The organism is Streptomyces sp. NPDC048516 (assembly GCF_043199875.1).
Taxonomy (GTDB): Bacteria; Actinomycetota; Actinomycetes; order Streptomycetales; family Streptomycetaceae; genus Streptomyces.
Genome location: NZ_JBICWS010000016.1, coordinates 36,285 through 62,145 on the forward strand (window position 1 = coordinate 36,285; position 25,861 = coordinate 62,145).

The window sequence follows — 25,861 nt, forward strand, 5'->3', positions numbered from 1 at the left end:
TCAGAGGTGGGCGTAGACGTCGTCGAGGGAGATGCCCTTGGCGACCATCATGACCTGGAGGTGGTAGAGGAGCTGGGAGATTTCCTCGGCGGCGGCCTCGTCGGACTCGTACTCGGCGGCCATCCACACCTCGGCGGCCTCCTCGACGACCTTCTTGCCGATCGTATGGACACCGGCCTGTACCAGCTCGGCGGTGCGGGAGGTGGCGGGGTCGCCCGTGGCGGCCTTCTGCTGGAGCTCGGCGAAGAGCTCCTCGAACGTCTTCTTGGACATGATGGTGACCACCCTACGCGGTGAAGTTGCGGCGGCGTGCAACGCCTCGGCCGATGGGTGGTGGCCGGCGACGGGTGGGCGTGCAACGCCTCGGCCGAAGGGTGGTGGCCGGCGACGGGCGGGCGTTCAGCGCCAGGGCTCGGACACGGTCCGCAGCGTCGCGGCGGTGGCGACGGCGGCGGTGACGGCCTCGTGGCCCTTGTCCTCGGTCGATCCTTCGAGACCGGCACGGTCGAGCGCCTGCTGCTCGGTGTCGCAGGTCAGCACGCCGAAGCCGACCGGTACGCCGGTGTCCACCGACACCTGGGTCAGGCCCTGGGTGACGCCCTGGCAGACGTAGTCGAAGTGCGGGGTGCCGCCCTTGATGACCACGCCGAGAGCGACCACCGCGTCATAGCCGCGGCCGGCCAGCACCTTGGCGACGACCGGCAACTCGAAGGCGCCGGGGACCCGCAGCAGGGTGGGCTCGTCGATGCCGAGCTCGGTCAGGGCGCGCAGCGCGCCGTCCACCAGGCCGTTCATGACCTGCTCGTGCCATTGCGCCGCGATGACGGCCACCCGCAGGTCGCCACAGTTCTTCACGGTCAGTTCGGGTGCGCCCTTGCCGCTCACGGTTCTCCTCTTACGGGTGGTGGTGCTGGTGCCGGTCTTACGGGTGGTGGTGCTGTCTTAAGGGGTGGTGCTGTCTTAAGGGGTGGTGCTGTCTTAAGGGGTGGTGCCGGTCGCTACTGGTTGTCGCAGGTGGTGGCGGCGGTGGGTGCCGCGTCCGCCGCTCCGGCCGCCCCCGTGGTGACACCGGGGTCCAGCCAGGGCAGGTCGTGCCCCATCCGGTCCCGCTTGGTCCGCAGATACCGCAGATTGTGCTCACCGGCCTTGACGGGCATCGGCTCCCGGCCGCTGACCTGCAGGCCGTACCGCACCAGGGCGGCGGTCTTCTCCGGGTTGTTCGTCATCAGGCGCAGGGAGCGCACCCCGAGGTCCTGGAGCATCTGCGCGCCCGCGGCGTAGTCGCGGGAATCGGCGGGCAGGCCCAGTTCGAGGTTGGCGTCCAGGGTGTCGCGGCCGCGCTCCTGGAGCTCGTAGGCACGGAGCTTGGACAGCAGCCCGATGCCGCGTCCCTCATGGCCGCGGAGGTAGATCACCACGCCCCGGCCGGCTTCGGTGATCCGCTGCAGCGAGGCCGCCAGCTGGGGGCCGCAGTCGCAGCGCAGCGAGTGGAAGATATCCCCGGTCAGGCACTCGGAGTGCACCCTGACCAGGACGTCTTCGCCGTCGCCGAGCTCGCCCGCGACCAGCGCGATGTGCTCGACGCCGTCGACGGTGGAGCGGTAGCCGTACGCGGTGAACTCGCCGTGGGCGGTGGGCAGCCGGGTCTCGGCCTCGCGGCGGACGGTGGGCTCGGACGACTGCCGGTAGGCGATCAGGTCCTCGATGGAGATGATCGACAGGCCGTGCTTACGGGCGAACGGCACCAGCTCCGGCAGCCGCAGCATCGTGCCGTCCTCACCCGCGATCTCCACGATGGCCGCGGCCGGGCGCAGTCCGGCCAGCCGGGCGAGGTCGACGCCGGCCTCGGTGTGGCCGTTGCGGACCAGCACGCCGCCGGGCCGGGCGCGCAGCGGGAAGATGTGGCCGGGCCGGACGAAGTCTCCGGCGACCGACTCGCCGGAGGCCAGCAGCCGCAGGGTGGTGGCGCGGTCGGCGGCGGAGATGCCGGTGCTCACGCCGTGCGCGGCGGTGGCGTCGACGGAGACGGTGAAGGCGGTCCGCATCGACTCGGTGTTGTGCTCGACCATCTGCGGGAGTTCCAGCCGGTCCAGCTCCGGGCCCTCCATGGGGGCGCAGATCAGTCCGCGGCACTCGCTCATCATGAAGGCGACGATCTCGGGGGTGGCCTTCTCCGCGGCGAGCACGAGGTCGCCCTCGTTCTCGCGGTCCTCGTCGTCCACGACGACCACGGGACGGCCGGCGGCGATATCGGCGATGGCCTGCTCGACGGGGTCGAGGTCCAGGGACGCCTCGTCGTCGGCGTTCTCGGTGTCATACCAGCTCTTGAGGGCGGTCATGCCGCTGCTCCTTCCAGGACGGTGCGGCCGGCGGCGCGCGAGCGCAGCCACCAGTCGCGCATGCCCCACACGACGAGGGCGAGATAGACGACGTAGACGAGGCCGGAGAAGGCGAGGCCGCTGCTGAACGCGAGCGGGACGCCGACGATGTCGACCAGCAGCCAGGCGCACCAGAACTCGACCAGTCCGCGGGCCTGGGCGACCATCGCGGCGAGCGTGCCGACGAAGATGTAGGCGTCCGGCCAGGGGTTCCAGGACAGCTGCGGGACCAGGGTGAACAGGGTGCCGACGGCCGCGGTGCCCACGGCGGTGCCGCCCAGCAGCAGGCCGCGCTCGCGCCAGCCGGCGAAGCGTACGGCGATCGAGCCGTCCTGCGCCTGCCGGCGGCCGCGCTGCCACTGCCGCCATCCCCACAACGCCACGCCGATGACCAGGAGTTGCTTGCCGACGCCGCCGCTGAGGTGGGCGGAGGAATAGGCGGCGACGAGGATCACGCCGGAGAGGAACTGGGCGGGCCAGGTCCAGATGGAGCGCCGCCAGCCGAGCGCCAGGGCGGCCAGACCGATGGTGTTGCCGATCATGTCCGACCAGATGACGTGCTGTCCGAAGGCGGTGAAGGCCGCGCCGTTCAGCGAGTCGAGGGCACTCACCGGTCCATCTCCTTGAGCTCGTCGAGATCCTTGAGGTCGCCGGTGCCCCGGCCGAGCAGCCGCTCGACGTACTTGGCGAGGACGTCGACCTCAAGGTTGACCGGGTCGCCGGCCTTCTTGATACCCAGGGTGGTCAGGGCGAGTGTGGTGGGGATGAGGCTGATGGTGAAGAAGTCGTCCCCGGCCTCCACCACGGTCAGGCTGACGCCGTCGACGGTGATGGAGCCCTTCTCGACGACATAGCGGGACAGCGCGGCCGGCAACGCGATCTTGACGATCTCCCAGTGCTCCGCGGGAGTGCGCTCGACGAGGGTGCCGGTGCCGTCGACATGGCCCTGGACGAGGTGTCCGCCCAGCCGTCCGCCCAGCGCCATCGGGCGCTCCAGGTTGACCCGCGAACCGGCGGCCAGCGCGCCGAGGCTGGAGCGGTTCAGGGTCTCGGCCATCACATCCGCGGTGAACTCACCGTCGGCGGTGTCCACGACGGTCAGACAGACGCCGTTGACGGCGATCGAGTCGCCGTGCTTGGCGTCCTCGGTGACGACGGGGCCGCGCAGTCGGAAGCGGGAGGCGTCACCGAGGTCGTCGACGGCGACGACCTCACCCAGCTCTTCGACGATTCCGGTGAACACTTCAGTTCTCCTCGGGGAGGGCGTGGCGGATGGGGCTGGCGGTGATGCGCAGGTCGGGTCCGAGCCGTTCGGTGTCGGTCACGTCGAGCCGCAACGCCTGGGCGATGGTGGTGATTCCGGCGTCGCCGACGGCGGCCGGTCCGGCGCCGAGCAGCACCGGGGCGAGATAGCCGACGACCTTGTCGACGGCCTGGGCGGCGAGGAAGGCCCCGGCGAGCGTGGGGCCGCCTTCGAGCAGGACGGAGCGCACCTCGCGCTCGTACAGGGCCTGGAGCAGTGCGGGGATGGACAGCCCGCGCCCCCCGGCGCCGCGCGGAAGCCGGAGGATCGGGGCGAGGCCTTCGAGGTGGCCGGCGTCGGCGTCCTCGGCGACCGCGATGAGGGTGGGGGCCGTGCCGTCCAGGACGCGGGCGCCGGCCTTGACGGCGGTGGCGCCGGAGTCGACGACGACCCGCAGCGGCTGGCTGATCTCGTCGTCGGCGAGTCCGCTGATCCGGGCGCCGAGCTGCGGGTCGTCGGCGCGGGCGGTGCCGGAGCCGACGATGACGGCGTCCGCGGCGGCCCGCAGCCGGTGCACATCGGCGCGCGACCGGGGCGAGGTGATCCAGCGGCTGGTGCCGTCGGCGGCGGCGATCCGGCCGTCGAGGGTGGCGGCGTACTTCCACAGGACGAACGGGCGGCGGCGCAGGACCGAGGTCAGCCAGGCCTCATTGCCGGCGGCGGCCTCGTCGGCGAGCAGTCCGCCTTCGACGTCGATCCCGGCGTCGGCCAGGGTGACCGCGCCGCCGGTGGCCGTCGGATCGGGGTCGGAGACGGCGTAGACGACGCGGGCGATCCCGGCGTCGATCAGCGCCTGGGCGCAGGGACCGGTGCGGCCGGTGTGGTTGCAGGGTTCGAGGGTGACCAGTGCGGTGCCACCCCGTGCCCGCTCGCCCGCGGCACGCAGGGCATGGACCTCGGCGTGCGGCCCGCCGGCCCGCTGGTGCCAGCCCTCGCCCACCGTGCGGCCCGCGGCGTCCAGGACGACACAGCCCACCACGGGGTTGGGGCTGGTGTGCCCGAGGCCGCGCGCGGCGAGCTCGATGGCTCGGCGCATCGCCGCGGTCTCGACGGGGGCTGCGGTGGCCACCGGGTCCTCCTGCCTCTCAGGGCACGGACTCCGGGGCTGTCTGGACGACAGAAAGCGGAACAACGCCACGGGAACACCGCGCCGGAAAGGAGAACCCGTCCGGAAAATCCGGACGCGCCGCCGACGGCGGTCTACCGAAGCTGGCCCGCCGCGCACTGCCTCCCATCCGGACTTTCACCGTCGGTGCAGGAATTTCACCTGCTCAACCGGCCGCTGGCTGCGGACGGGTCGCGGACTGTTACCGCCGGTTCGGAATTACACCGACCCCGGAGTGCGCTGCTGCTTCTTATGTCAGTACAGGTTCAGTCTGCCACGCCCGGTAGTCGCCCATGCGGGCGAAGCGCTGTGGGCTGCCTCACAACACCCGGCGCGCCGCCTGTCACAGACGGCGCAGGTGATTCGTCATAGCGGAGAAGCACGTGTCCCTTCTCCCCCAAGGACTGATCCGCAATGGCGACAATTCTGGTGACCGGCGGCACGGGCACACTCGGGCGGGCCCTGGTCGGCCGGCTGCTCGACGAGGGCCATGACGTCCGGTCGCTGAGCCGGCGGCCGCACACCGGCACGGCCCGACCGCGCCCGCTTTCGTACGCGGTCGACCTGCGGGACGGCACGGGCCTGCCCGAGGCGGTGACGGGCGTGGACGCGATCGTGCACTGCGCCTCGTCACCGACGGGCGGGGACACGGAGGCGGCCGGGCGGCTCGTCGCGGCGGCGAGGGCGGCGGGCGTGGCGCACCTGGTGTACATCTCGATCGTCGGCGTGGACCGGGTCCCGATCGGCTACTACCGCACCAAGCTCGCCGTGGAGCGCCTGATCGAGGACTCCGGTATCGGCTGGACGGTGCTGCGGACGACACAGTTCCACAACCTCGTGCTCGACGTGATCAAGGCGGGCGCCCGGTCGCCGGTGCTCCCGGTGCCGACGGGCGTACGGGTGCAGCCGGTCGAGGTACAGGAAGTCGCCGCCCGGCTGGCCGAGTTGGCGGTCGGCGAACCGGCCGGGCGGGTCACCGACATGGGTGGTCCCGAGGTGCTGGACGCCGGGGATCTCGTACGGGCCACGCTGGAAGCGGGCGGGCGGCGCCGGCTGCTGATGCCGCTGTGGCTGCCGGGCGCGTCCGCCGCGGCACTGCGCCGCGGCGGCAACCTCACCCCGGAGCACGCCGACGGTCTGCGGACCTACGCCGCATTCCTCGCGGAGCGTACGGGGGGCGGAGCGCGTCGATGAGGCACCACCAGGGAGCGCCCGGAGCCGCGCGGCGCGGCCGGCGGCGGCGGGGCACACCCGGCCCGCGGTCGCCCCGCCGGCTCACCCCGCGGACGTGAACAGCTCCCTCTGAGCGGCCTCGCGCGCGGCGAGGACGGCACCGCGCAGCACCGCCCGCCCCCCGACCGTCCCCGCGCGGACGTCGGTGCGCAGCGGGGAGAGCCGGGCCAGCTGCCCGGCGACCCGCCCGGCGAGCTCCTCGCCGCCGCCCCGGCCGATCTCCCCGCCGAGGACGACACACCCGGGGTCGAGCACGGCGCACACCGCCGCCACGCCGAGGGCGATCCGCGCGGCCAGTGCGTCCAGGAAGGCCGCACCGGCGTCGTCGGCGGACACGGCGGACACGGCGGACACGGCAGAAACAGCGGACGCGGCGGCGCGTACGACGGCTTCGGCGGGCGGAGCATCCGCGTCGCCGGCATCGGCATCGGCATCGGCGGGTGGGGCGTCGGCGGCATCGGGCGGGGGTGTGTGCGCCGTCTTGGGCCCGGTGCCGGCCGCGGCCGGCAAGAAGCCGTGCTCCACGGCGAGGGCACAGATCGCGGCGGAGCCCGCCAGGGAGTGGAAGCCGCCGTCGCAGCCGCTCGCCGAGGGCAGCGCGGCGGTGCCGGGGACCGGTAGAAAGCCGATCTCGCCGGTGCCGCCCGAGGCGCCGCGCCGCAGCGTGCCGTCCAGGACGACCGCGGCGCCGGTGCCATGGCCGAGCCAGAGCAGGACGAAGGTGTCGCGGTCGCGGGCCGCGCCGTCCCGCTGCTCGGCGATGGCGGCGAGATTGACCTCGTTCTCCAGCAGGACGGAGACGCCACACCGTGCCCGCAGCGCGGCGGTCAGGGCGACATGCCAGGACGGGATCCAGTCGGTGCCGCCGAGCCGCCCGGTGGCGGGGTCGACCAGGCCGGGAGCGCCGACGGCGATGGTGTGGGCGTGGTGTGCGCCCGCCGCGGCAAGCGCCTTGTCCACGGCGGCGAGAGCGGTGGCCACGGCCGCCTCGGGCGTGTCGTCGGCGCCGATGGATACGGTGCGCTCGTCGCGTACCTCGCCGAGGAGGTCCGCGACCGCGACGGTGACGCCGTGCGTCCGCAGATCGAGGCCGACGAGATGCGCCCGGTCGGCGACGATTCCGTAGAGCCGGGCATTGGGGCCGCGCCGCTGTGCGCCGCTCTCGCCGACCACGGCGATCAGCCCGGCCGCCTGGAGGCGTTCGACGAGATCCGCCACGGTCGGCCGGGACAAACCCGTCAGCACGGTGAGCTGACCTGCCGTCAAGGCGCCTTCGGACTGCAGGAGTTGCAGAGCCAGACGGTCGTTGATCAGCCGTGCGGTGGCCGGGGAGGCGGTGCGGCCGGCCGCGGCCGCGCGCGGTGCATACATGGCGTGAGTCTTCCCTCCGGTGGGGTCAACACCCTTATTATCAGGCAGGGTTCCTGATAATTTACGCGCATGGCTGGCAACGGTGTCCCCCACAACGTCACCCCGCTCCCCCGCGAGGAGCTGCGTCGCGCCCGCCGCTCCGTGGCCCTGGTGTTCCTCATTCACGGCTCGGTCACCGGCAACTTCGCGACCCGTATCCCCTGGATCCAGGACCACACCGGCATGTCGCCGGGCCAGCTCGGCCTGGCCCTCGCCTTCCCCGCGATCGGCGCGTCCCTGGCGATGCCGCTGGCCGGCCGGATCAGCCACCGCTTCGGCGCCCGCACCGCGCTGCGCGGCCTGCTCGCCCTGTGGACCCTGTCGCTGCTCCTGCCCGCCCTCTCCCCCGGCCTGTACACCCTCTGCGCGGCGCTGCTGCTGTACGGCGCGGCCGCCGGGACGTCGGACGTCGCGATGAATGCGCTGGGGGTGGAGACCGAGGACCGGCTCGGCAAACCGATCATGTCGGGACTGCACGGTATGTGGAGTGCGGGCGCCCTGCTGGGCTCGGCGGCCGGCACGGTGGCCGCACACGCCGGGTGGGATGCCCGGATCCATCTGACCGGTGCGGCGCTCGTCCTGAGCGTCCTCGGTGCGCTCGCCTGCCAGGGCGTACTGGATCTGCGCAGCGCCCCCGAGGAGCATCCGCCGCCGCGCTTCGCGCTGCCGCCGAGGTCGGCGCTGCTCATCGGCGCCATAGGGTTCTGCGCGGTCTTCGCGGAGGGCGCCGGCCTGGACTGGTCGGCGGTCTACCTCCGCGACGCACTGGGCACCGATGCGGGCCTGGCGGCCGCTTCGACCACCGCCTTCGCCTGCACCATGGCCGCCGCCCGGCTGGCCGGGGACAAGGTGGTGGCCCGCTTCGGCGCGGTGCACACGGTGCGGGCCGGCGGGGTGCTGGCCGCCGCGGGCGGCCTGCTGATCATCGCGGCCCGGCATCCGGCCATGGCCATGGGCGGGTTCGGCCTGATGGGCCTCGGGATCGCGGTCGTGGTCCCGCTGGCCTTCGCGGCCGCCGGGCGCAGCGGTCCCGCGCCCAGCCAGGCGATCGCGGGTGTCGCCACGATCACCTACGCCTCCGGGCTGATCGCCCCGTCCGCGATCGGCGGTATCGCCCAGGCGACCTCGCTGACGGCGTCGTTCATGCTGGTGACGGCACTGGCGTGCGGGCTGGTGCTGGGCGCGCGGGTTCTGCGGGTACCGAGCCGTACGACATCCGGCAGCGCCCCCGCGATGACCGGCGACCTGGAACGGTCATGAGCCCGGCCGCTCCGGATCGCATACGGCCGCGGACGTGATCCCGGCAGCTCAAGGTCGCCGACGGGTCAGGCCGCGTCCGCCTCGGCGCCCGCGGCCGCCTCCTCCGGCCGGAGCAGCTGCGTCGCGACGCTCCGGGCCCGGTCGGACCAGGGAGTGGGGCGCAGCGTCTGCGCATCGACGCGGACCAGCACCCGGTGGCCGTGGGCGTAGGTCTCGCTGCCGTCGGCCGAGCAGATCCGGAAGCCGTAGGTGAGGCCGGTGCGACCGAGGCGGGCGACCCAGAGGTGTGCCGCATAGCGGCCGGGGCGGGTGACGGGACGCTCATAGGAGACGCGCATCTCCTTGATGACGTTGCACATATCGCCCGCGGCGGCCCAGTCGCCGTCGAAGCCGAAGCCATGGCCGTGCCAGTACTCCGCCCAGGCGCGCTCGGCCAGCAGCGGGTAGCGGGAGTTGTGGAGCATGCCGAGCGCGTCGAGGTCGTCGAAGTGGACGGTGACGGGGACCAGTTCGCCGTACGGGACGGTGGTGGTCTGCAGGGCTTCGACGCTCACGGGTGGTGCTCCTGGGGTCTGGATGTACCGTCCGGCGCTGTTGATGCGGATGCTGCCGCTGATGCGGATGGCGCCGACGGTACGGGTGGCATTCATATGACGAACCGAGACCATCGTAAGCGGCCGCTTAGAATGCTCCGTCCGCCGGCATGTCGATCACGATGAGTGCGGTGTCGGACATGGCGCGGCCCCGGTCAGCCCCGGGCCGGACGTGCGATCACGCCCTCGGGCCACGTGTCGTCGCTCCTCACGGGCTCCCCTGCTCCCCGGCCTCCTCCTGGGTGACGCGCTTGAGGGTCCGGCCGCTGCGCACGGACCGGGCCCGGCGCGCATCGGGGGTGCCACGACGTCCGGCCCGCTCGTCGCTCTCCTTGACCAGCAGCCAGGCCTCCCGCTCCCCGGGACCGCCGCCGCGGAACCGGGTGAGTGCATAGCCGCCGTGCAGCTTGCTGCCGTCGAGCCAGAACGAGGCATGGCCCTGCTCGAGCGCCTCGCCGAAGGTGCGGCCGCGGCGGCCCTTCTTCCCCGGGAGAGGCCGGTAGCTGCCCTCGTCCCAGACGATCACGGTGCCTGCGCCGTACTCCCCTTCCGCGATGACTCCTTCAAAATCCCGGTACTCCAGCGGGTGGTCCTCGGTGGGCATGGCCAGCCGCTTGTCCTGCGGGTCGGCGGACGGACCCTTCGGTACGGACCACGACTTCAGTACGCCATCGACCTCCAGCCGGAAGTCGAAGTGCAGGGTGCGGGCGTCATGGATCTGCACCACGAAGCAGGGCGCGTCACCGGAGGGGGCCCGCCCGCCCTGCGGCTCGCCGGTCCGGTCGAAGTGCCGCTTGCCACGGTACGTAGTCAGCTTGTTCCTGCTGTTCACGGGTCAGCTCGCCTTTCTCCGGAGGCCGCACCTTTCACTGTGGCGCGCGGCGGACGGCGGCGCATGTGTACCCACGGGGGTCGCGCCGCGGCCGGGACCCGGTTGGCGGGGCGGGGGCGGGGCCGGGAGCGGAAGGCGCTCAAGTGCCGCAGACGCGTCCCACAATCAGGCGGCGCGGCGGACCGGGGGCGGCGGTGCCCGCGCCGCGTCAGCCCTCCCCGTCCCCGGGCTCGGTGTACTCGCTGGTCCCGGCGTCGAGGAGGGGCGTGCGCGGCCGGCCTGCCGCCCTGGAGAGCCAGCGCAGGGAATGGTAGCCAGTGAGCACGGTGAGCGTCCCCAGGGCGATGCCGCTCAGTTCGAAGTGCTCGGTGAACTTCAACGAGACACCTCCGATGGCAATGATGATTCCGGCCGCGGCCGGAATGAGGTTCAGCGGGACCGAGAAATCCACCTTGTTCCGCACCCAGATCTGGGCTCCCAGCAGGCCGATCATGCCGTAAAGGATGACGGTGATACCGCCCAGCACCCCGCCGGGAATCGCCGCCACCACCGCGCCGAACTTCGGGCACAGGCCGAAGAGCAAGGCGAAGCCGGCCGCCGCCCAGTAAGCCGCGGTGGAGTAGACCCTGGTGGCCGCCATCACGCCGATGTTCTCGGCGTAGGTCGTGGTGGCGGGGCCACCCACCGCGGTCGACAGGACCGTTGCCGTGCCGTCGGCGATGATGGCCACCCCCATCTTGTCCTCCAGTGGATCACCGGTCATGGCACCGACCGCCTTGATGTGTCCGGCATTCTCGGCAATCAGCGCGATGAGGACCGGCAGCGCGACGAGGATCGCGGAGGCGGAGAAATTCGGCGCGTGGAATGCGGGAAGGCCGATCCAGTCAGCCTTGGCGACGCCGGAGAAGTCGATGCGCCAGTGATCCGTGAGCTTGCCCGCACCATTGACCGAGTGAATCTTTCCCGCGGTGCGGTCGAGAATCCAGGACAGCGCATAGCCGAAGACCAGGCCCAGGAAGATGGCGATCCGCGACCAGAAGCCGCGCAGCACGACGAGGGCGAGTCCGGTGAACAGCATCGTCGCCAGGGCCGTCCACTGGTCCTGGGGCCAGTACGTGGACGCCGTGACGGGGGCGAGGTTGAAGCCGATCAGCATCACGACCGCGCCGGTCACCACCGGTGGGAGCACGGCGTGGATCACCCGCGCCCCGACGGCATGGATGACGACGCCACAGCCGGCCAGAGCCGCACCGACCACGAGCATCGCCCCCGTCAGCGTGCCGGCGTCGCCCCCCTGGCCCGCGATCACGGCGGACACGCCCACGAAGGAAAGCGAGGAGCCCAGGTAGCTGGGGATGCGTCCGCGGGTCATCACCAGGAACAGTGCGGTGGCCACACCCGACGCCATCAGGGCGAGACTGGGGTCCAGGCCCATGAGCACGGGGGCGACAAAACATGCCCCGATCATCGATACGACATGCTGGGCGCCGAGCGCGATCGTCCGCCCCCACGTCAGGCGCTCCCCGGGCCTGACCACCTCGCCGGGCTTGAGATGCCGCCCGTCTCCATGCACTGTCCACCCGAGGCCGGCCATGTTCACTCTCCACTCCGCGACGCCCTGCACGTCACAGAGCCGAGGTGATTCATAGTCGAACGACTGCGTCCGGACAAACTGAAGCCGCTGGGTATCCGGGGAGCCCTCGGCCCGGCGGCGGCGACCCGCGTCCGCTCCCGCGCCACAACGAGGCGCGCCGTTCGGTACCTCGTTCCGGTCAACGAGCGGGAGCCGACCTCCCTATCCGTAATCGGAGTGTCACGCTGAGTGGATGACGACGACTCAGCGCCATGACATCCGTGGCAGGCCGGCCCCGGTCGCGGGGGCCGCCGCCCGGCCACCCGCCGGACCGGAGCCCACGGCCGCGACGGAGGTGGCGGACGTACTGGCGCGGATGCGGGCGCTGGCCGAGGCGCTGCCCGCCGAGGACGGGGTGGCCGTCTTCAACGGGGTCTACCTGGCGGTCACCGAGGCCGTGGCGCGGCAGATCGGGGACGGCGCGTTCCAGGACCCGGCGGCCGCGGGCGAACTGGACGTGCGCTTCGCGCGGCGGTACTTCGACGCGGTGGACGCGACAGCCGCCGGGCTGCGGCCACCGGCCTGCTGGCGTCCGCTCTTCCAGCTCCGCCGCCACCCGGGAGTGCATCCGCTGCAGTTCGCGATGGCCGGGATCAATGCCCACATCGGCCACGATCTGGCGCTGGCGGTGCTGGACACCTGCCGGGCTCTGGCGTGCGAACCGGCCGCGCTGGAAAGCGACTTCGACCGGGTCGGCGGGGTACTGACGGGCCTGGAGGAGCGGATCCGCGAGCGGCTGATGCCCGGCCCCGATGTGCTGGACGTGGCCGATCCGCTGACGCATCTGATCGGCTCGTGGAGCCTGGACAAGGCCAGGGACGGCGCCTGGGTGGCGGCGAGGGCGCTGTGGAGCGTGCGCCGGCTGCCGGAGGTGGCCGAAGAACTCACCGAGCGGCTCGACGCCGGGGTGGGCCTGGTCGGGCGGATGCTGCTGACTCCACTCCCTGGCTGATCCGCCCGGCACCCCGGCCACCGTGTCGCGGCGTGCCCCGGAACTCCCCTACGCCCGCGATACGTTGATCGGGGCGGCTGGCACGAAGGCTGCTGCGAAGGGGTGCGGGCCCCAGGCTGAAGCAGCCGATCCCTATCCTGCTGCCCGCCAACAGCCCGCACGCCGCGCCGACCGCGCGGCCGGCGTCCAGGGGTGCCAGGGGCAGCCCTTGGCCGTCCTCAGCCGTCCGCCCGGCCGGGAAGCGCCGCCCCCTGGAGAAATGCCCGGTAGGCGTCGGCGGCGGCCTCCTCCACGGTCGGTCCTTCGGGTCCGTACCGTGTGTCGCTCCGGTCGCGTTTGGGTCCGGAGATCCAGAAATCCTCTCCGGATCCGACGTCGTAGAAGTTTGCGTCGCACAAGCCGAGACCCGTGGCACGCCGCAGGGTCCGTCCTTGGAAGTAGGCCGTTTTCCAGGTCTTGGAGAAGTCCACCCACCCGATCCACGAGGGTCCGCGGTCGATGTCGTGGCCCGTTTTGAGCTGCACGAACATGATTCTGCGAGGCATGGCCCCAGCTTGGCCGATCGCGGTGCTCAGGCAAACCGAATTGATGGAATGAGCCAGTGATCCGCGCGAAACTTCCCTGAGGAGGAGAGGCCCGGGGGCGGGGCCCGAGCGCGCCGGGTCCCGCCCCCCCGGTGCCTAGTCCTCGGGCAGTTCGACCGGTGCGATCTCGTCGTAGACGTCGCCCGGGCCCGGGTTCGTGGCATCGGTCGCACCGCCGAAGTGGTGCATCACGCCCCACACCGCGTTCAGCGCGGTCTGCACGGCGCCCTCGGCCCAGCCCGCGGTCCAGGAGATGTCATCGCCCGCGAGGAACAGACCCCGCTTGTCCTCGGGGAGCCGGTCCTGCATGAAGTGGGTGAACAGGCGGCGCTGGTAGCGGTAGTGGCCGGGCAGGTTCGCCTTGAAGGCGCCCATGAAGTAGGGCTCGTTCTCCCAGGACACGGTGACCGGGTTGCCGATGATGTGCTTGCGGATGTCGACCTTCGGATAGATCTCCGACAGCGACTTCAGCATGACCTCCATCCGCTCGTTCGCGTCCAGCGGCAGCCACTTGAGGCTGTCGTCGCACCAGGTGTAGGAGAGGCAGATGACGGCGGGCTCGTCGGGGCCGTTGTCGAGCAGGTAGGTGCCGCGGGTCATCCGGTCCGTCAGCGTCATCGACATGACGTCCCGGCCGGTGTCCTCGTCCTTGTCGAGCCAGAACGGCCGGTCGACGGGCACGAAGAGCTTGCTGGACTCCATGTAGTGGGTGCGCTCCATCGCCGTCCAGTGGTCGATGGGGAACAGCGCGTCGTCACAGTCGATCTTGCTCAGCAGCATCCAGGACTGCGCGGTGAAGACGGCGGCCTCGTAGGTGCGGATGTCGCCGTCGGCGTCGGTCACCGTGATGCGGTTGCCTGCGGTGCGGTTCAGGCGGGTGACCGCGGGCCGCGGCGTCCCGTCGTGCAGCGACGACAGCGAGGTGCCCGGCGCCCAGTGCACGATCTTCTGCGGCTCGCGCTCCCACAGGCGCAGCGGCAGCTGCTGGCTGCCGCCGACGATGCCGCGGTGGTGGTCGTCGGCCTCGGTGTAGACGACCCGCAGGATCTCCAGGATGGAGTTGGGGAAGTCGGTGTCCCAGCCGCCGGTGCCGAAGCCGACCTGGCCGAAGATCTCCCGGTGGCGGAAGGACTTGAAGGCCGTCGAGTCGCAGAGGTAGCCGTAGAAGGTCTGGTTGTCGAGCTTTTCGACGAGCCGGGACCAGATCTCGCGGATGCGCGGGACGTCGCGCTCGCGGATCGCCTGGTTCATGTCGGAGAAGTCCGCGCCCTCTTCCAGGCAGGCGTTCCAGGCGTCCATCACCTGGTGGTAGACCTCGGGGAGGTCCTCGACGGTACGGGCGTAGTGCGACTCGCCCTTGAGGTCGACAACGGTCGACGGGGTGTCCGCCGCCAGCGGGTTGGGGAACGGCGTGGTCTTCAGGTCCACCAGGTCGATGTAGTGCTGGAGCGCCGTCGAGGACGGCGGAAAGCGCATCGCGCCCATCTCGGCGGTCAGGCCCGCGGCGTCGGACGGGGTGCCCTCGAAGCCGATGGTGCGCAGCCGGCCGCCTATCCGGTCCGCCTCGTAGAGGACGGGCTTGAGGCCCATCTTCATCAGCTCGTAGGCGGTGACGATGCCGGAGAGGCCGCCGCCGATGACCGCGACCTCCTTGCCGTGCTCGGTCGCGGGGATCTGTCCGAGGCCCGCCGGGTGGGCGAGGAAGTCGTCGTAGGCGTACGGGAAGTCCGGGCCGAACATGGTGATCGGCGGCTGGGCATCCGCGTGGTGGGCGGCGGTGGGCACCGTGGACGTCATCGGGGGCGGACTCCTTGCAGACAGGGCACAGCAGGCAGGGCAGCGCGGGCCGGGTGGTCCGGCCTGCGGCGGATCAGGGGGCGAGCGGGTTCGGATCAGGGGGGCGGGCGAGGTCGGTTCAGGTCAGCGGGCCGTACAGCTCCGGCCGGCGGTCGTGCAGATAGGGGTTGTCCGCCCGGGATTCCTTCAGGAAGGCGGGGTCGACCTCGGCCCGTACCAGCTGCTCGGTGCGGCCGGCGCGGGTACGGACGACACCGTCCGGGCCGGCCAGGCAGCTGAGGCCGACGAACTCGAACTCGCCTTCCGCGCCGACCCGGTTGACGTACGCGACGTACATCTGGTTCTCGAAGGCGCGGACCGGGACGACGGACTCGGCGACGAACTGGAAGGGGTGCATCTGCGCGGTGGGCACCAGCAGCAGATCGGTGCCGGCCAGCGCGTGGGCCCGGACGTTCTCGGGGAACTCCACGTCGTAGCAGATCAGCAGGCCGATCCGGAGGCCGGACAGCTCGGCCTGGACGACGGCCCGCTCCCCCGGGGTGAACCATTCGTGCTCGAAGCAGCCGAAGAGATGCGTCTTGCGGTAGTTCGCGAGGCGCATGCCGTCCGGCCCGATGAGCTGCGCCGAGTTGTACACCGCGGCGCCGTCGGTCTCGTCCTGCGCGGCGCGCTCGGGGTAGCCGTAGAGCACCGCGATGCCGTGCTCGGCGGCGATCTTCCCGATGGCCCGGGCGCTGTCGCCGTCGGCGGTCTCGGCGAGGCGGTGGACGTCGGCGCCGATGGCATAGCCGGTGAGGAACAGCTCGGGGCAGGCGAGCAGCCCGGCGCCGGTCGCCGCCGCGGCGCGGGCCGCGTCGTCGAGGACCCGCAGATTGTGCGCGACATCGCCGGGCCGGCCCGAACTCTGGAGCAGGGCGGTGTGCAGCGACGTCATGGGACCCCTCGGCGAGGACGGTACGGGTGGACGCATTGACGGTACGGGCCGCCGACGATTTCGGACAAGGAGCCACCGTTGCGCGCCGAGGGACGATTCATTGCGCATTCAAGGGAATGTGCGGTGATTCGTTGCGCGCCCGCGCCGCGAGATCAGCGGGTCCGTGCGCACCCGGCCCCCCGGGGCCCGGCGACCGGCGGCACGGCGGCGGCCACGGCGGCCACGGCGGCCACGGCAGCCACGGCGTTCAGCTCTCGCCGGGCGGCAGGTCCAGGCCCAGGTCCAGGTCCAGGTCCAGGTCCCCCAGGATGTCCCGCACCATCGTCCGCACCGTCGCGCGCAGCCAGCGGTGCCCCGCGTCCGCCTCGTGACGCGGATGCCACGCCATCTCCATGGTCATCGGCGGCAGCGCGAACGGGATCGGCAGGGTGCGCAGCCCCAGCCCCCGGACCATCGAGGCCGCGGCCCGGGCATTGGCCAGGCCGACCGCGTCGGTGTCCCGGACCATCATCAGCGACGCGGCGACGGTCGGGACGGTGGCGATCACCCTGCGCCGCAGCCCGCGTTCGGCGAGCGCCGCGTCGACGGGGCCGGTCAGCCGGCCGCGCCGGGAGAAGTTGAGATGCGGGGCGTCGGCGAACCGCCGGGCGGTGAGCTTCCCCGTCGTCAGCGGGTGCCCCTCACGCACCACCGCGACGTTGTGGTCGACGAACAGCTCCTCCCTGCGGATCTCCGGCTCGGGGCTGTCGATGACGCCGAGCTCCAGGTCCGCCACGCCGTCCCGCAGCAGCGGTACATCGACATGGCTCTCGCCGAGGAAGCGCAGCACGACCTGCGGAGCCTCCTCCGCGACGCGGGCGACCAGCCGCGGGCCGAGGGCGGTGACGAAGAGGTCATTGGCGTAGAGGGTGAACACCCGGGCCAGTTGGGCCGGGTCGGCCGGCGCGGAGGGAGCCAGTACACCGTGTGCCGCCTCCACCAGCCGGCGCACCTCGGCCCTGATCTCCAGGGCGCGCGGGGTGGGCACCATGTGGCGGCCTGCCCGTACCAGGACGGGGTCGCCGATGGTGCGGCGGATACGGCCGAGCGCGCGGCTCATGGCCGGTCCGGAGAGTCCGAGCCGGTCGGCGGCCGCGGTCACGCTCTGCTCTTCGAGCAGGGCATCCAGTGCCGTCAGCAGGTTGAGGTCGATGTTTGCGTCTCGTGCAATCATGCAGTGCATACCTTGCATTTGAGGTCAACTCACCAGGACTCTAGCGTGCCTGCCATGACCTCGACCGTGTCCCCTCCCGGCTCCTCTCCCGACTCTCCTCCCCACTCCGCCTCCGCCTCCGCCTCCGCCGACACCCCTGCCCGGCGGCGCTCGGTGACGGCCGCGATGTGCGCCTGTGTGCTGGTCGCGCAGTCGCTGGTGGCCGCGATGAACCTCGCGATACCCAAGATCGCCGCAAGCGGGCTGCACCCCTCCCCCGCCCAGCTCCTGTGGATCGTCGACACCTACGTCCTGGTCTTCGCGGGGCTGCTGATCCCGGCCGGTGCACTCGGCGACCGGGCCGGCCGCAAGGGCGTGCTGCTCACCGGGCTCGGCGTGTTCGCCGCGGGTGCGCTGCTGAGCGCGTCGGCGGCCGGGCTGCCGGTGCTGCTGACCGGCCGGGCCCTCTCGGGCGCGGGGGCCGCGCTCCTGGTGCCGGCGACCATGTCCGTACTGCTGCACTCCGCCCCGCCCGACCGCAAGGCCGGGGCGGTGGCCGCCTGGAGCACGGCGATCGGCGTCGGCGGGATGGCGGGCAACGCGGGCGGCGCGCTGATCCTGCAATACCTGCCCTGGCAGGGGCTGTTCTGGGGGTATGTGCCCCTCGCCCTGGCCCTGCTGCTCTGGGTCGCGACCGCCGCACCCCGGGTTCCCCGGCAGACCGCGGCGCTCGATCTGCCGGGCTCGGCACTGCTGGTCCTCGGGGCGACGGCGCTGCTCTTCGGCATCATCGAAGGCCCGGGCCTGGGCTGGGTATCCGTCCCGGTGACCGGTGCCTTCGCCCTCGCGGTGCTGGTGTTCGCGATGTTCGTCCGGCACGCGCTGCGGGCGGCGCACCCGGTGCTGGACCCCCGGCTGTTCCGGCTGCCGCGGCTGCGCGCCGGCAGCGTCGGCATCGCCGTCACCTTCTTCGGGATGTTCGCGCTCTTCTACGTCAACGCGCAGTTCCTGCAGTACGTGAAGGGGTACTCACCGCTGCAGACGGGCTGCGCGATCGTGCCGCTGGCCGTCGGGATGATGGCGGTGACGAAGTACGGGATGCGCGGGGCGCAGCGGGCCGGTGAGGCCAGGACGGCGGGCGCGGGGCTGGCACTGATCGCGGCCGGTCTGCTGCTGCTCTCCACCGCGGACGCCCACACTCCGTACGTCCTCTACCTGGTATTTCTCCTGGTGATGTCGGCCGGAGCAGGGCTGGCGATGCCGACGCTGTCGCATGCGATCGTGGCGTCCGTCCCTGCCGGGCGCTCCGGCATGGGGTCCGGACTCCAGGGCGCCGCACGGGAGTTGGGGGCGGCGCTGGGGATCGCGGTGGTGGGCACCGTACTGTCCGTGCGCTTCGCCTCGGGTACCGGGGACGGCGCCGCCGTGGCCACCGCTTTCACGGCGGCCACGGCGCTGGGTTACCGGCTCGCGGCGGGCGTGGTGCTGGTGGTGGGCATCGCCGTGGTGCGCGGCCTGGGCACCGGGGCGCGGGCCGAACGGGGCCGGATCCCGGCCTGATGGGGCAGCGTGCGCGCCAGGCGCCGCGGGCCGATCCGCACCGGCTCAAAAGACGCCCCCTGGCCCGGCGCCTCCCTAGCCCGGCGCCCCCGAGCTGTAGCGCCGCAGCAGCGGCGAGAGCACCAGGACGGATTTCGTCCGCTCCACGAACGGTTCGCCCGCGATGCGCTCCAGCACCCGCTCGAAGTGCCGCATGTCGGAGGCGAAGACCTGGACGACGGCGTCCGCCTCGCCGGTGACGGTGGAGGCGGACGCCACTTCCGGGTAGCGCGACAGGCCGCGGTGGATCGCCTCGGGCGAGGTGTTGCGGCGGCAGTAGATCTCGATGAACCCCTCGGTCTCCCAGCCCAGCGCGGCCGGGTCGACCCGTACGGTGAAGCCGGTGATCGCGCCGTCGGCCCGCAGCCGGTCCACCCGGCGTTTGACGGCCGGCGCGGACAGCCCGACCTCCTGGCCGATATCGGCGTAGCTGCGGCGGGCGTCCGCGGCGAGGGCGTGGACGATGCGTTCGTCGAGGTCGTTCAGTCGCACTGCGGGTGGATCACTTCTCTGCGGTGGCCAATCGGGAGCGGCGCAAGCCGTAACCGAAGTAGACCACAAGGCCCACGACCATCCAGACACCGAAGACCACCCAGGTCACGGCGCCGAGGCTGCCCATCATGTAGAGGCACAGCAGAAAGCCGATCGCCGGGAAGAGCGGCGAGAGCGGGGTCCGGAAGCTGCGCGGCATATCGGGGCGGGTGCGGCGCAGGACGATCACCGCGATATTGACCAGCGCGAAGGCGAACAGCGTGCCGATGCTGGTGGCGTCGGCCAGCTGGCCCAGCGGCACCGCGGCGGCGAGGATCCCGCAGAACAGCGAGACGATCACGGTGTTGGCGCGCGGCGCACCGCTCTTCGGGTGCACCTTGGCGAACACCTTGGGCACCAGCCCGTCCCGGGACATCGCGAAGAGGATGCGGGTCTGGCCGTAGAGCACGGTCAGCACGACGCTGGCGATGGCGATGACCGCGCCGAAGGCGAGCAGCACGGCCCAGAAGCTCTGGCCGGAGACGTCCTTCATGATCCCGGCGAGCGCGGCCTCCGAGCCCTTGAACTTCTGCCAGGGCATCGCGCCCACGGCGATGGCCGCGACCAAGCAGTACAGCGCGGTGACGATCACCAGCGAGAGCATGATCGCGCGCGGCATGTCGCGCTGCGGGTTCTTGGCCTCCTCACCGGCGGTGGAGGCGGCATCGAAGCCGATGTACGAGAAGAACAGGGTGGCGCCGGCCGCGCTGACACCCGCCATGCCCATCGGCATGAAGTTCGCGTAGTTGCCGGACTTCACGCCCTGCACGGCGACGCCGCAGAACAGCAGCAGGGCAATGATCTTGACGATGACCATGATCGTGTTGGCGCGGGCGCTCTCCTTGGCCCCGCCCAGCAGGAACACCATCGCCAGCAGCACGACCAGCAGGGCCGGCAGGTTGAAGACGCCGCCGTCACCGGGCGGCTGGGACAGCGCGTCCGGGATGGTGAAGCCCAGCGTGCCGTCCAGCAGCTCGTTCAGATACTGGCCCCAGCCCACGGCGACGGCCGCGACCGAGACGCCGTACTCCAGGATCAGGCACCAGCCGCAGACCCAGGCGACCAGCTCACCGAGGGTGGCATAGGCGTAGGAGTACGACGATCCGGAGACCGGGATGGTGCCGGCCAGCTCCGCGTAGGACAGCGCGGAGAACAGGGCGGTGATACCGGCGATGACGAAGGAGAGGATGACCGCGGGCCCGGCGTCCGGGACGGCCTCGCCGAGGACCACGAAGATGCCGGTGCCCAGCGTGGCGCCGATGCTGATCATCGTCAGCTGCCACATGCCCATCGAGCGGCGGAGCGTGCCCCCCTCGCCCTTGCCGCCCTCGGCGACCAGCCGCTCGACGGGCTTGCGCCGCATCAGCCGGGTGCCGAGGCCACCGGAGGATTGCGGTGGGGGCCCTGCGGGCGGGGCTGCGCCGTGCTCCAACACTGGGGTGGCTCCTTTATCGCTGCCGATCAGATGACGGTACGGAGGACGGCGACCGGCAGCGGTCGGTACACGGGCATGCCGAAGCAACCCGCAGCAGGAGACCGCCGAGCAGACGGACTCCGTCACTCCACGTACAGCGCATGACCTTACGGCCCGCCGCTGACCTGCCGTAATGCAGGTTCCTTGCGCAACAGCGACAGATTGTTGCGCACCGGTGCGCCGGGCAGCCGTTCGTTGCGCGCCGGGCTTCGATCGTACGGGCTCCGAGAGGGTGAGGCGGAACCGGGGGCCCGGGTTCCGGATAGCCGACCGGCCCCGCACCGAGTCGGTGCGGGGCCGGTGAGCGGCGGTGCCGGGACGGGGCAGGTCCCGTGGCGGGTCAGTTCCAGCTGTCGTGCAGCGGCTTGCCCTCGGCGTAGCCGGCGGCGCTCTGCACCCCGACCACGGCCTTGTCGGCGAACTCCGCCAGGGAGGCGGCGCCCGCGTAGGTGCAGGAGCTGCGAACCCCCGCGATGATCGTGTCGATCAGGTCCTCGACGCCGGGGCGCGCCTGGTCGACGAACATCCGCGAGGTGGAGATGCCCTCCTCGAAGAGTCCCTTGCGGGCCCGGTCGTAGGCCGACTCATCGCTCGTACGGTTGCGCACGGCACGCGCGGAGGCCATCCCGAAGCTCTCCTTGTACGGCCGGCCGTCGGCGGTGTGCTGGAGGTCACCGGGCGATTCGAGGGTGCCGGCGAACCAGGAGCCGATCATGACGTTGGAGGCGCCCGCTGCCAGCGCCATCGCGACATCGCGGGGGTGGCGCACGCCGCCGTCGGCCCAGACGTGCTTGCCGAACTTCTTCGCCTCGGCGGCGCACTCCAGGACCGCGGAGAACTGCGGCCGGCCGACACCGGTCATCATCCGGGTGGTGCACATCGCGCCGGGTCCGACGCCGACCTTGATGATGTCCGCGCCGGCCTCGATCAGATCGCGGACGCCCTCGGCGGCGACGATGTTGCCCGCCACGATCGGGACCTGCGGGTCCAGCCCCCGGACGGCCCGGACCGCGGTGATCATCGACTCCTGGTGCCCGTGCGCGGTGTCCACGACGAGGGTGTCCACACCGGCCTCCAGCAGCGCCTTGGCCCGGCCGGCCACATCGCCGTTGATGCCGACGGCGGCCGCGATCCGCAGCTTGCCGTTGGCGTCCGTGGCGGGGGTGTACAGGGTGGCGCGGAGCGCGCCCTTGCGGGTGAGGATGCCGATCAGCATGCCGTCCGCGTCGACCGCGGGCGCGAGCTTGCGGTTGGCGGCGTCCAGGCGGTTGAAGGCCTCCCGCGGGTCGATGTCCGCGTCCAGGACGAGCAGGTCCTTGGACATGACCTCGGCCACCTGGGTGAAGCGGTCCACCCCGGCCAGGTCGTGCTCGGTGACGACGCCGACCGGGCGGCCGCCCTCGACGACGATGCCCGCGCCGTGCGCCCGCTTGGGCAGCAGCGCCAGGGCGTCGGCGACGGTCGCGACCGGGGACAGCACGATCGGGGTGTCCAGGACCAGATGGCGGCGCTTGATCCAGGTCACCACGTCGGTGACGACATCGAGCGGGATGTCCTGCGGAATGACGACCAGACCACCACGGCGGGCCACGGTCTCGGCCATCCGGCGGCCGGCGATCGCCGTCATGTTGGCGACCACGAGAGGGATGGTGGTGCCGGTCCCGTCGTGGGAGGACAGGTCCACTCCCTGACGGGAGCCGACGGCGGAGCGGCCGGGCACCATGAACACATCGTCGTAGGTCAGGTCGTAGGGCACCGAAGAACTCTCTTCGAGCGCGCCGTTCTTCGGATTCAGGAATCGCATACGGCCAGGATACGGGCCCTGACCAGGGCTCATGTGATAATCCGAGCCTTTCCCCGGCCGTGTGTGCGATCCGCCAAAGGCGCCGTTGACGGCGGGGAGAGCCACGCCGGAACAGGGGTGCTCCGCCGCCCGCCGGCCCGCACCGCATCGCCGCCGGTCAGGCCTGGTGCGCCGCCGCTACACTCCCTGCCGGTCCCGTCCCCTGGCCATGATCACGGCCAGCCCGGTGTCCGTGTCGCGCCAGTAGCCCACCGCATCCGCCAGTACGCCCTCGACGATGCTCCACTCGTCCGGCGACGCGGCCGCATAGCCCTGCCAGCCCGTCACGACGAGCAGCCGGCCGCGGTCGGCGGGGCACCAGGACAGATCGGTGAGGCAGTCGGCGAGCGCGTCCCAGTTGCGGCCGAACCAGTCCGGCAGCCGCAGGGCGCGGGCGCACCGGTCCATGAAGGCGGCCTTGTCCGCGACCCCCTCCAGATCCAGGGACGTGCCGGTCCAGCCGGCGTCCCGCGCGGCGGCCAGCGCCTGGGCCACCGAGCGCTCCGCCGGCCAGGGCAGCACCCCGGGGGGCGTACGTCCGTCGAGCACCGCGGCGAGCGGCCGGGGCACGGAACCCGTCATCGAAGCACCGCCTTGAAGGTCCGGTAGTGGTCGTCGGTGTAGTACGTCTCATGGCTGCGTCCGGTGACGAGCCGGCGGGCTCCGCGGTCCGGCGAGCCGGGCGTGGGCACCGTGTACTCGTGGTAGTAGCCACGCGGCTGACGGGGCAGCAGCCGCTCACGGTTGCCGAACACGGTGCCGTCCTGCGGATACGGGAAGGGACCGCCGGCGTCGATGAGCCGGAGGGTGTCCCGCGCCGGGGCGGGCAGCGCGCCGGCCGGCACGACCGGCATGCCCCGCGGCCGGTCCGGGGCGCCGGAGGGGCCCGGCGCGTCGGCTGCGGCCGTGGCGGTGGACCGCGGCGATCCGGACGAACTCCCGCCCGCGCCACCGCCCGTGGCACAGCCGGTCAGCACGAGGAGCAGCCCTGCGAGCAGCGTGCCGAGGACAGCGGCGGCACGACGCGGGACGGAGCGGATCACCATGCGCCGATGCTGTCACAGGGCTGCGCAGGCTGCTCGTCGGTGACCGGCGCCAGGGGGCCCGGGCGGGGCGGTGGGGCGGTCACGCAGGGCCATCCGCCGCCGCGTCCCGCCCGGCGCGGGTCACGCCCCGTCAGGATCCGCCCGGTCCAGTGCGGGGCGCGGCCCGGGGCCGGTCTCCAGCAGCAGGTGGTCGGCCGCGGCGGTGTCCGTGACCAGGCTGGTCACCAGGCCGGAGCGGAGCACCGCGCCGATCGCGTCGGCCTTGCGCCGGCCGCCGGCGATGGCGACGACCTCCGGGATACGGCGGAGCCGGTCCGCCTCGACGGTGATGCAGCGCTCGCCGAGGTCCCGGCCGATCCGGCGTCCTTCGGCGTCGAAGAGGTGCGCCGACATCTCGGCGGCCGCCCCGAGCGAGGCGTAGTGCTCCCGCTCCTGCTCCGAGAGCATGTCGTAGACGGTCGAGACGCCCGGTTCCCAGGAACCGATGGAGACGCAGGCGACGGTGACCTTGTCGAAGTAGTCGAACGCGCGGGCGATGCCGGTCTGGCGGCGCAGCGCCTCGGCGGTCGCCGAGTCGGGCAGCAGCATCGGCGCATAGATCGGATGCGCCTCACCGCCGGCGACATCGGCCGCGCGGCGCACCGCCTCGACCGAGCCGCGGTCGGCGGTACCGGCGTCGTACACACCGGTCAACTGCACCACGGTGCAGGGCGGGAGGCGGTGCAACGCGGCCGCCATATGAATGGTCGACCGGCCCCACGCGAGCCCCAGCACATCGCCCTCGGTGACCAGCTCACCGAGGAGATCGGCCGCGACCTCGCCCAGGTTCTCCGGGTCCGCGGCGTCGTCGGGCGGCGTCTGGCCGCCGAAGGCGGGGGGAGCGTCCGCGGGCGACTCGACAACGACCGCGTGCCGCAGCCCGTAGCGGGCCCGCAAGGCGTCGGAACGTTCGGCGTCCAGCTCGGAGGGCACCCGGATCTCGATCCGTACGAGATCACGTTCCAGGGCGGTCTCCAGCACCCGCGCGACCTTGAACCGGCTGACGCCGAACTCCTCCGCGATCTGGATCTTCGACTTGCCCTCAAGATAGAAACGGCGGGCCATGGCCGCGGCCTGCACCAGCTCGGCAGGGCCCATTCCGGACTGTGGGCGGCTGGCTACCACGAAATTCTCCCCTTTTGCGCATCTGATCGAGTCTTTGCTCATCCTTTCAGAAACCCGGCGGCAACGGGGACCATGACCGCCCCGACCCTCGTGAACGCTCGGTTGCGCCCCGCACAACGGGCGGCAGGGCCCCGGCCACGGGCAAATTCCCGTGGCGTGAATCAGCCGGGCCGCCGGCTCCGGTCCCCAGGGCCTGTCTTCCATCCCGCCTGCCCTGCGGGCGAACGACGGGACTGTGCGGACAGGCCCGCGCACTCAGTGCGCGCAGCCCCAGCCCGCCGCCGCGGTCGCCGTTTCGGCCTGCTCGCGCAGGTCCCGGACCGCCTTGGCCGGGTCGTCCGCGCCGTACACCGCGGAGCCCGCCACGAACACATCGGCGCCCGCTTCGGCGCACCGCTCGATGGTGGCCGCCGAGACCCCGCCGTCCACCTGGAGCCCCAGCTGCAGGCCGTGCCGGGAGATCAGTTCACGGGTGCGGCGGATCTTCGGCAACATGATGTCCAGGAATGCCTGGCCGCCGAAGCCGGGCTCCACGGTCATGATCAGCACCATGTCGAGCTCGGGAAGCAGGTCCTCGTACGGCTCGATCGGCGTGGCCGGCTTCAGCGCCATCGCCGCCCGCGCGCCCTTGGCCCGGATCTCCCGCGCCAGCCGCACCGGCGCGGCCGCCGCCTCCACGTGGAACGTCACGGACCCGGCTCCGGCCTCGATGTACTGCGGCGCCCAGCGGTCCGGGTCCTCGATCATCAGATGCAGGTCGAGGGGGGTGTCCGTCGCCTTGCTCAGCGACTCGACCACCGGCACACCGAGGGTGAGGTTCGGGACGAAGTGGTTGTCCATGACGTCGACGTGCAGCCAGTCGGCGCCCTTGACGGCCTGCGCCTCCTCGGCGAGGCGGGCGAAGTCTGCGGACAGGATGCTGGGGTTGATCAAGGCCATGCCCCCAGTATGGCGTGCGGGCCGGGAGCGGGCGGCGGCGGGAGGGACGGGGACCGGCG

At 72.1% G+C, this 25,861-nt stretch carries 25 protein-coding genes and 1 riboswitch; of the genes, 4 read left to right on the plus strand and 21 right to left on the minus strand.

Annotated elements, in window-relative coordinates:
• From ACGFR7_RS27940 to ribD, 6 genes are all read right to left on the minus strand, one after another.
• Positions 1–273, minus strand: coding sequence for a phosphoribosyl-ATP diphosphatase (locus tag ACGFR7_RS27940; RefSeq protein ID WP_046929067.1), 273 nt, complete (start codon positions 271–273; stop codon positions 1–3).
• A 126-nt stretch (positions 274–399) separates the two neighbouring features.
• Complete coding sequence (gene ribH, locus ACGFR7_RS27945; RefSeq protein ID WP_086720683.1) at positions 400–885, minus strand: 6,7-dimethyl-8-ribityllumazine synthase; 486 nt, start codon at positions 883–885, stop codon at positions 400–402.
• A gap of 113 nt (positions 886–998) precedes the next feature.
• Positions 999–2,339 (minus strand): bifunctional 3,4-dihydroxy-2-butanone-4-phosphate synthase/GTP cyclohydrolase II, encoded by a 1,341-nt coding sequence (locus ACGFR7_RS27950; RefSeq protein WP_393324652.1) that lies wholly within the window; start codon positions 2,337–2,339, stop codon positions 999–1,001.
• On the minus strand, positions 2,336–2,989 hold the full coding sequence (locus tag ACGFR7_RS27955) for a nicotinamide riboside transporter PnuC (protein ID WP_393324654.1): 654 nt from the start codon (positions 2,987–2,989) through the stop codon (positions 2,336–2,338). The genes ACGFR7_RS27950 and ACGFR7_RS27955 overlap by 4 nt, the downstream gene beginning before the upstream one ends.
• Complete coding sequence (locus ACGFR7_RS27960) at positions 2,986–3,621, minus strand: riboflavin synthase (RefSeq protein ID WP_393324656.1); 636 nt, start codon at positions 3,619–3,621, stop codon at positions 2,986–2,988. Before ACGFR7_RS27960 ends, ACGFR7_RS27955 begins: the two co-directional genes overlap by 4 nt.
• A 1-nt stretch (position 3,622) precedes the next feature.
• On the minus strand, positions 3,623–4,750 hold the full coding sequence (gene ribD / locus ACGFR7_RS27965; RefSeq protein ID WP_393324658.1) for a bifunctional diaminohydroxyphosphoribosylaminopyrimidine deaminase/5-amino-6-(5-phosphoribosylamino)uracil reductase RibD: 1,128 nt from the start codon (positions 4,748–4,750) through the stop codon (positions 3,623–3,625).
• Between the two features lie 148 nt (positions 4,751–4,898).
• Positions 4,899–5,029, minus strand: a riboswitch (FMN riboswitch).
• 171 nt (positions 5,030–5,200) lie between these two features.
• Between ribD and ACGFR7_RS27970 the strand changes: the two genes are divergently transcribed.
• A complete protein-coding gene (locus tag ACGFR7_RS27970) occupies positions 5,201–5,980 on the plus strand; it encodes an SDR family oxidoreductase (RefSeq protein ID WP_393324660.1) in 780 nt (259 codons plus the stop codon).
• 81 nt (positions 5,981–6,061) lie between these two features.
• Here the strand turns inward: ACGFR7_RS27970 and ACGFR7_RS27975 are convergent, their stop codons facing one another.
• Positions 6,062–7,390 carry an ROK family transcriptional regulator gene (locus ACGFR7_RS27975; protein WP_393324661.1) on the minus strand — a complete coding sequence of 443 codons (1,329 nt, stop codon included), beginning with the start codon at positions 7,388–7,390 and terminating at the stop codon, positions 6,062–6,064.
• A 69-nt stretch (positions 7,391–7,459) separates the two neighbouring features.
• Between ACGFR7_RS27975 and ACGFR7_RS27980 the strand changes: the two genes are divergently transcribed.
• Positions 7,460–8,689: an MFS transporter gene (locus tag ACGFR7_RS27980; protein WP_393324663.1), complete on the plus strand. Its 1,230-nt coding sequence runs from the start codon at positions 7,460–7,462 to the stop codon at positions 8,687–8,689.
• Between the two features lie 65 nt (positions 8,690–8,754).
• Here ACGFR7_RS27980 and ACGFR7_RS27985 read toward each other — a convergent pair whose 3' ends face one another.
• The 3 genes from ACGFR7_RS27985 to ACGFR7_RS27995 form a co-directional block, all read right to left on the minus strand.
• On the minus strand, positions 8,755–9,243 hold the full coding sequence (locus ACGFR7_RS27985; RefSeq protein WP_393324834.1) for an acyl-CoA thioesterase: 489 nt from the start codon (positions 9,241–9,243) through the stop codon (positions 8,755–8,757).
• Between the two features lie 247 nt (positions 9,244–9,490).
• Positions 9,491–10,114 (minus strand): DNA polymerase ligase N-terminal domain-containing protein, encoded by a 624-nt coding sequence (locus tag ACGFR7_RS27990; RefSeq protein ID WP_393324665.1) that lies wholly within the window; start codon positions 10,112–10,114, stop codon positions 9,491–9,493.
• A 208-nt stretch (positions 10,115–10,322) separates the two neighbouring features.
• Positions 10,323–11,708 carry a uracil-xanthine permease family protein gene (locus ACGFR7_RS27995; protein WP_393324667.1) on the minus strand — a complete coding sequence of 462 codons (1,386 nt, stop codon included), beginning with the start codon at positions 11,706–11,708 and terminating at the stop codon, positions 10,323–10,325.
• Positions 11,709–11,940: 232 nt separating this feature from the next.
• Between ACGFR7_RS27995 and ACGFR7_RS28000 the strand changes: the two genes are divergently transcribed.
• Positions 11,941–12,699: a DUF5995 family protein gene (locus tag ACGFR7_RS28000; RefSeq protein WP_393324668.1), complete on the plus strand. Its 759-nt coding sequence runs from the start codon at positions 11,941–11,943 to the stop codon at positions 12,697–12,699.
• 218 nt (positions 12,700–12,917) lie between these two features.
• Here the strand turns inward: ACGFR7_RS28000 and ACGFR7_RS28005 are convergent, their stop codons facing one another.
• From ACGFR7_RS28005 to ACGFR7_RS28020, 4 genes are all read right to left on the minus strand, one after another.
• Positions 12,918–13,244 carry a hypothetical protein gene (locus ACGFR7_RS28005; RefSeq protein WP_393324670.1) on the minus strand — a complete coding sequence of 109 codons (327 nt, stop codon included), beginning with the start codon at positions 13,242–13,244 and terminating at the stop codon, positions 12,918–12,920.
• Positions 13,245–13,379: 135 nt separating this feature from the next.
• Complete coding sequence (locus tag ACGFR7_RS28010) at positions 13,380–15,080, minus strand: flavin monoamine oxidase family protein (RefSeq protein ID WP_393324672.1); 1,701 nt, start codon at positions 15,078–15,080, stop codon at positions 13,380–13,382.
• A 118-nt stretch (positions 15,081–15,198) separates the two neighbouring features.
• A complete protein-coding gene (locus ACGFR7_RS28015) occupies positions 15,199–16,014 on the minus strand; it encodes a carbon-nitrogen hydrolase family protein (RefSeq protein WP_393324674.1) in 816 nt (271 codons plus the stop codon).
• Between the two features lie 247 nt (positions 16,015–16,261).
• Positions 16,262–17,227, minus strand: coding sequence for a LysR family transcriptional regulator (locus ACGFR7_RS28020; protein WP_393324676.1), 966 nt, complete (start codon positions 17,225–17,227; stop codon positions 16,262–16,264).
• 54 nt (positions 17,228–17,281) lie between these two features.
• On the opposite strand from ACGFR7_RS28020, the gene ACGFR7_RS28025 reads away from it, so the two are divergent.
• Complete coding sequence (locus ACGFR7_RS28025) at positions 17,282–18,766, plus strand: MFS transporter (RefSeq protein WP_393324677.1); 1,485 nt, start codon at positions 17,282–17,284, stop codon at positions 18,764–18,766.
• Positions 18,767–18,841: 75 nt separating this feature from the next.
• Here ACGFR7_RS28025 and ACGFR7_RS28030 read toward each other — a convergent pair whose 3' ends face one another.
• The 7 genes from ACGFR7_RS28030 to rpe form a co-directional block, all read right to left on the minus strand.
• The gene (locus ACGFR7_RS28030) at positions 18,842–19,297 is read right to left on the minus strand and encodes an Lrp/AsnC family transcriptional regulator (protein WP_362602384.1); all 456 of its coding nucleotides are present in this window, start codon (positions 19,295–19,297) and stop codon (positions 18,842–18,844) included.
• Between the two features lie 10 nt (positions 19,298–19,307).
• Complete coding sequence (locus ACGFR7_RS28035; RefSeq protein WP_393324680.1) at positions 19,308–20,771, minus strand: amino acid permease; 1,464 nt, start codon at positions 20,769–20,771, stop codon at positions 19,308–19,310.
• A gap of 379 nt (positions 20,772–21,150) precedes the next feature.
• Positions 21,151–22,614, minus strand: coding sequence for a GuaB1 family IMP dehydrogenase-related protein (locus ACGFR7_RS28040; protein WP_393324682.1), 1,464 nt, complete (start codon positions 22,612–22,614; stop codon positions 21,151–21,153).
• A gap of 177 nt (positions 22,615–22,791) precedes the next feature.
• Entirely contained in the window at positions 22,792–23,235 is a 444-nt protein-coding gene (locus ACGFR7_RS28045) for a barstar family protein (protein WP_336050903.1), read from the minus strand.
• A complete protein-coding gene (locus ACGFR7_RS28050; RefSeq protein ID WP_393324684.1) occupies positions 23,232–23,699 on the minus strand; it encodes a ribonuclease domain-containing protein in 468 nt (155 codons plus the stop codon). Before ACGFR7_RS28050 ends, ACGFR7_RS28045 begins: the two co-directional genes overlap by 4 nt.
• A 120-nt stretch (positions 23,700–23,819) precedes the next feature.
• A complete protein-coding gene (locus ACGFR7_RS28055) occupies positions 23,820–24,836 on the minus strand; it encodes a sugar-binding domain-containing protein (protein WP_336050943.1) in 1,017 nt (338 codons plus the stop codon).
• 282 nt (positions 24,837–25,118) lie between these two features.
• A complete protein-coding gene (gene rpe, locus ACGFR7_RS28060; RefSeq protein ID WP_393324686.1) occupies positions 25,119–25,802 on the minus strand; it encodes a ribulose-phosphate 3-epimerase in 684 nt (227 codons plus the stop codon).
• Between the last annotated feature and the right edge of the window lie 59 nt (positions 25,803–25,861).

Excerpts from the sequence above, each read along its gene's own strand:
- ACGFR7_RS28005 (WP_393324670.1), bottom strand. The coding sequence starts at position 13,244 with ATGCCTCGCAGAATCATGTTCGTGCAGCTCAAAACGGGCCACGACATC.
- ACGFR7_RS28000 (WP_393324668.1), top strand. The coding sequence starts at position 11,941 with ATGACGACGACTCAGCGCCATGACATCCGTGGCAGGCCGGCCCCGGTC.
- ACGFR7_RS27950 (WP_393324652.1), bottom strand. The coding sequence starts at position 2,339 with ATGACCGCCCTCAAGAGCTGGTATGACACCGAGAACGCCGACGACGAG.
- ACGFR7_RS28045 (WP_336050903.1), bottom strand. The coding sequence starts at position 23,235 with ATGACGGGTTCCGTGCCCCGGCCGCTCGCCGCGGTGCTCGACGGACGT.
- ACGFR7_RS28050 (WP_393324684.1), bottom strand. The coding sequence starts at position 23,699 with ATGGTGATCCGCTCCGTCCCGCGTCGTGCCGCCGCTGTCCTCGGCACG.
- ACGFR7_RS27975 (WP_393324661.1), bottom strand. The coding sequence starts at position 7,390 with ATGTATGCACCGCGCGCGGCCGCGGCCGGCCGCACCGCCTCCCCGGCC.
- ACGFR7_RS28055 (WP_336050943.1), bottom strand. The coding sequence starts at position 24,836 with ATGGGCCCTGCCGAGCTGGTGCAGGCCGCGGCCATGGCCCGCCGTTTC.
- ACGFR7_RS28020 (WP_393324676.1), bottom strand. The coding sequence starts at position 17,227 with ATGATTGCACGAGACGCAAACATCGACCTCAACCTGCTGACGGCACTG.
- ACGFR7_RS27940 (WP_046929067.1), bottom strand. The coding sequence starts at position 273 with ATGTCCAAGAAGACGTTCGAGGAGCTCTTCGCCGAGCTCCAGCAGAAG.
- ACGFR7_RS27970 (WP_393324660.1), top strand. The coding sequence starts at position 5,201 with ATGGCGACAATTCTGGTGACCGGCGGCACGGGCACACTCGGGCGGGCC.
- ACGFR7_RS28010 (WP_393324672.1), bottom strand. The coding sequence starts at position 15,080 with ATGACGTCCACGGTGCCCACCGCCGCCCACCACGCGGATGCCCAGCCG.
- rpe (WP_393324686.1), bottom strand. The coding sequence starts at position 25,802 with ATGGCCTTGATCAACCCCAGCATCCTGTCCGCAGACTTCGCCCGCCTC.
- ACGFR7_RS28025 (WP_393324677.1), top strand. The coding sequence starts at position 17,282 with ATGACCTCGACCGTGTCCCCTCCCGGCTCCTCTCCCGACTCTCCTCCC.
- ACGFR7_RS28040 (WP_393324682.1), bottom strand. The coding sequence starts at position 22,614 with ATGCGATTCCTGAATCCGAAGAACGGCGCGCTCGAAGAGAGTTCTTCG.
- ACGFR7_RS27980 (WP_393324663.1), top strand. The coding sequence starts at position 7,460 with ATGGCTGGCAACGGTGTCCCCCACAACGTCACCCCGCTCCCCCGCGAG.
- ACGFR7_RS27995 (WP_393324667.1), bottom strand. The coding sequence starts at position 11,708 with ATGGCCGGCCTCGGGTGGACAGTGCATGGAGACGGGCGGCATCTCAAG.
- ACGFR7_RS28015 (WP_393324674.1), bottom strand. The coding sequence starts at position 16,014 with ATGACGTCGCTGCACACCGCCCTGCTCCAGAGTTCGGGCCGGCCCGGC.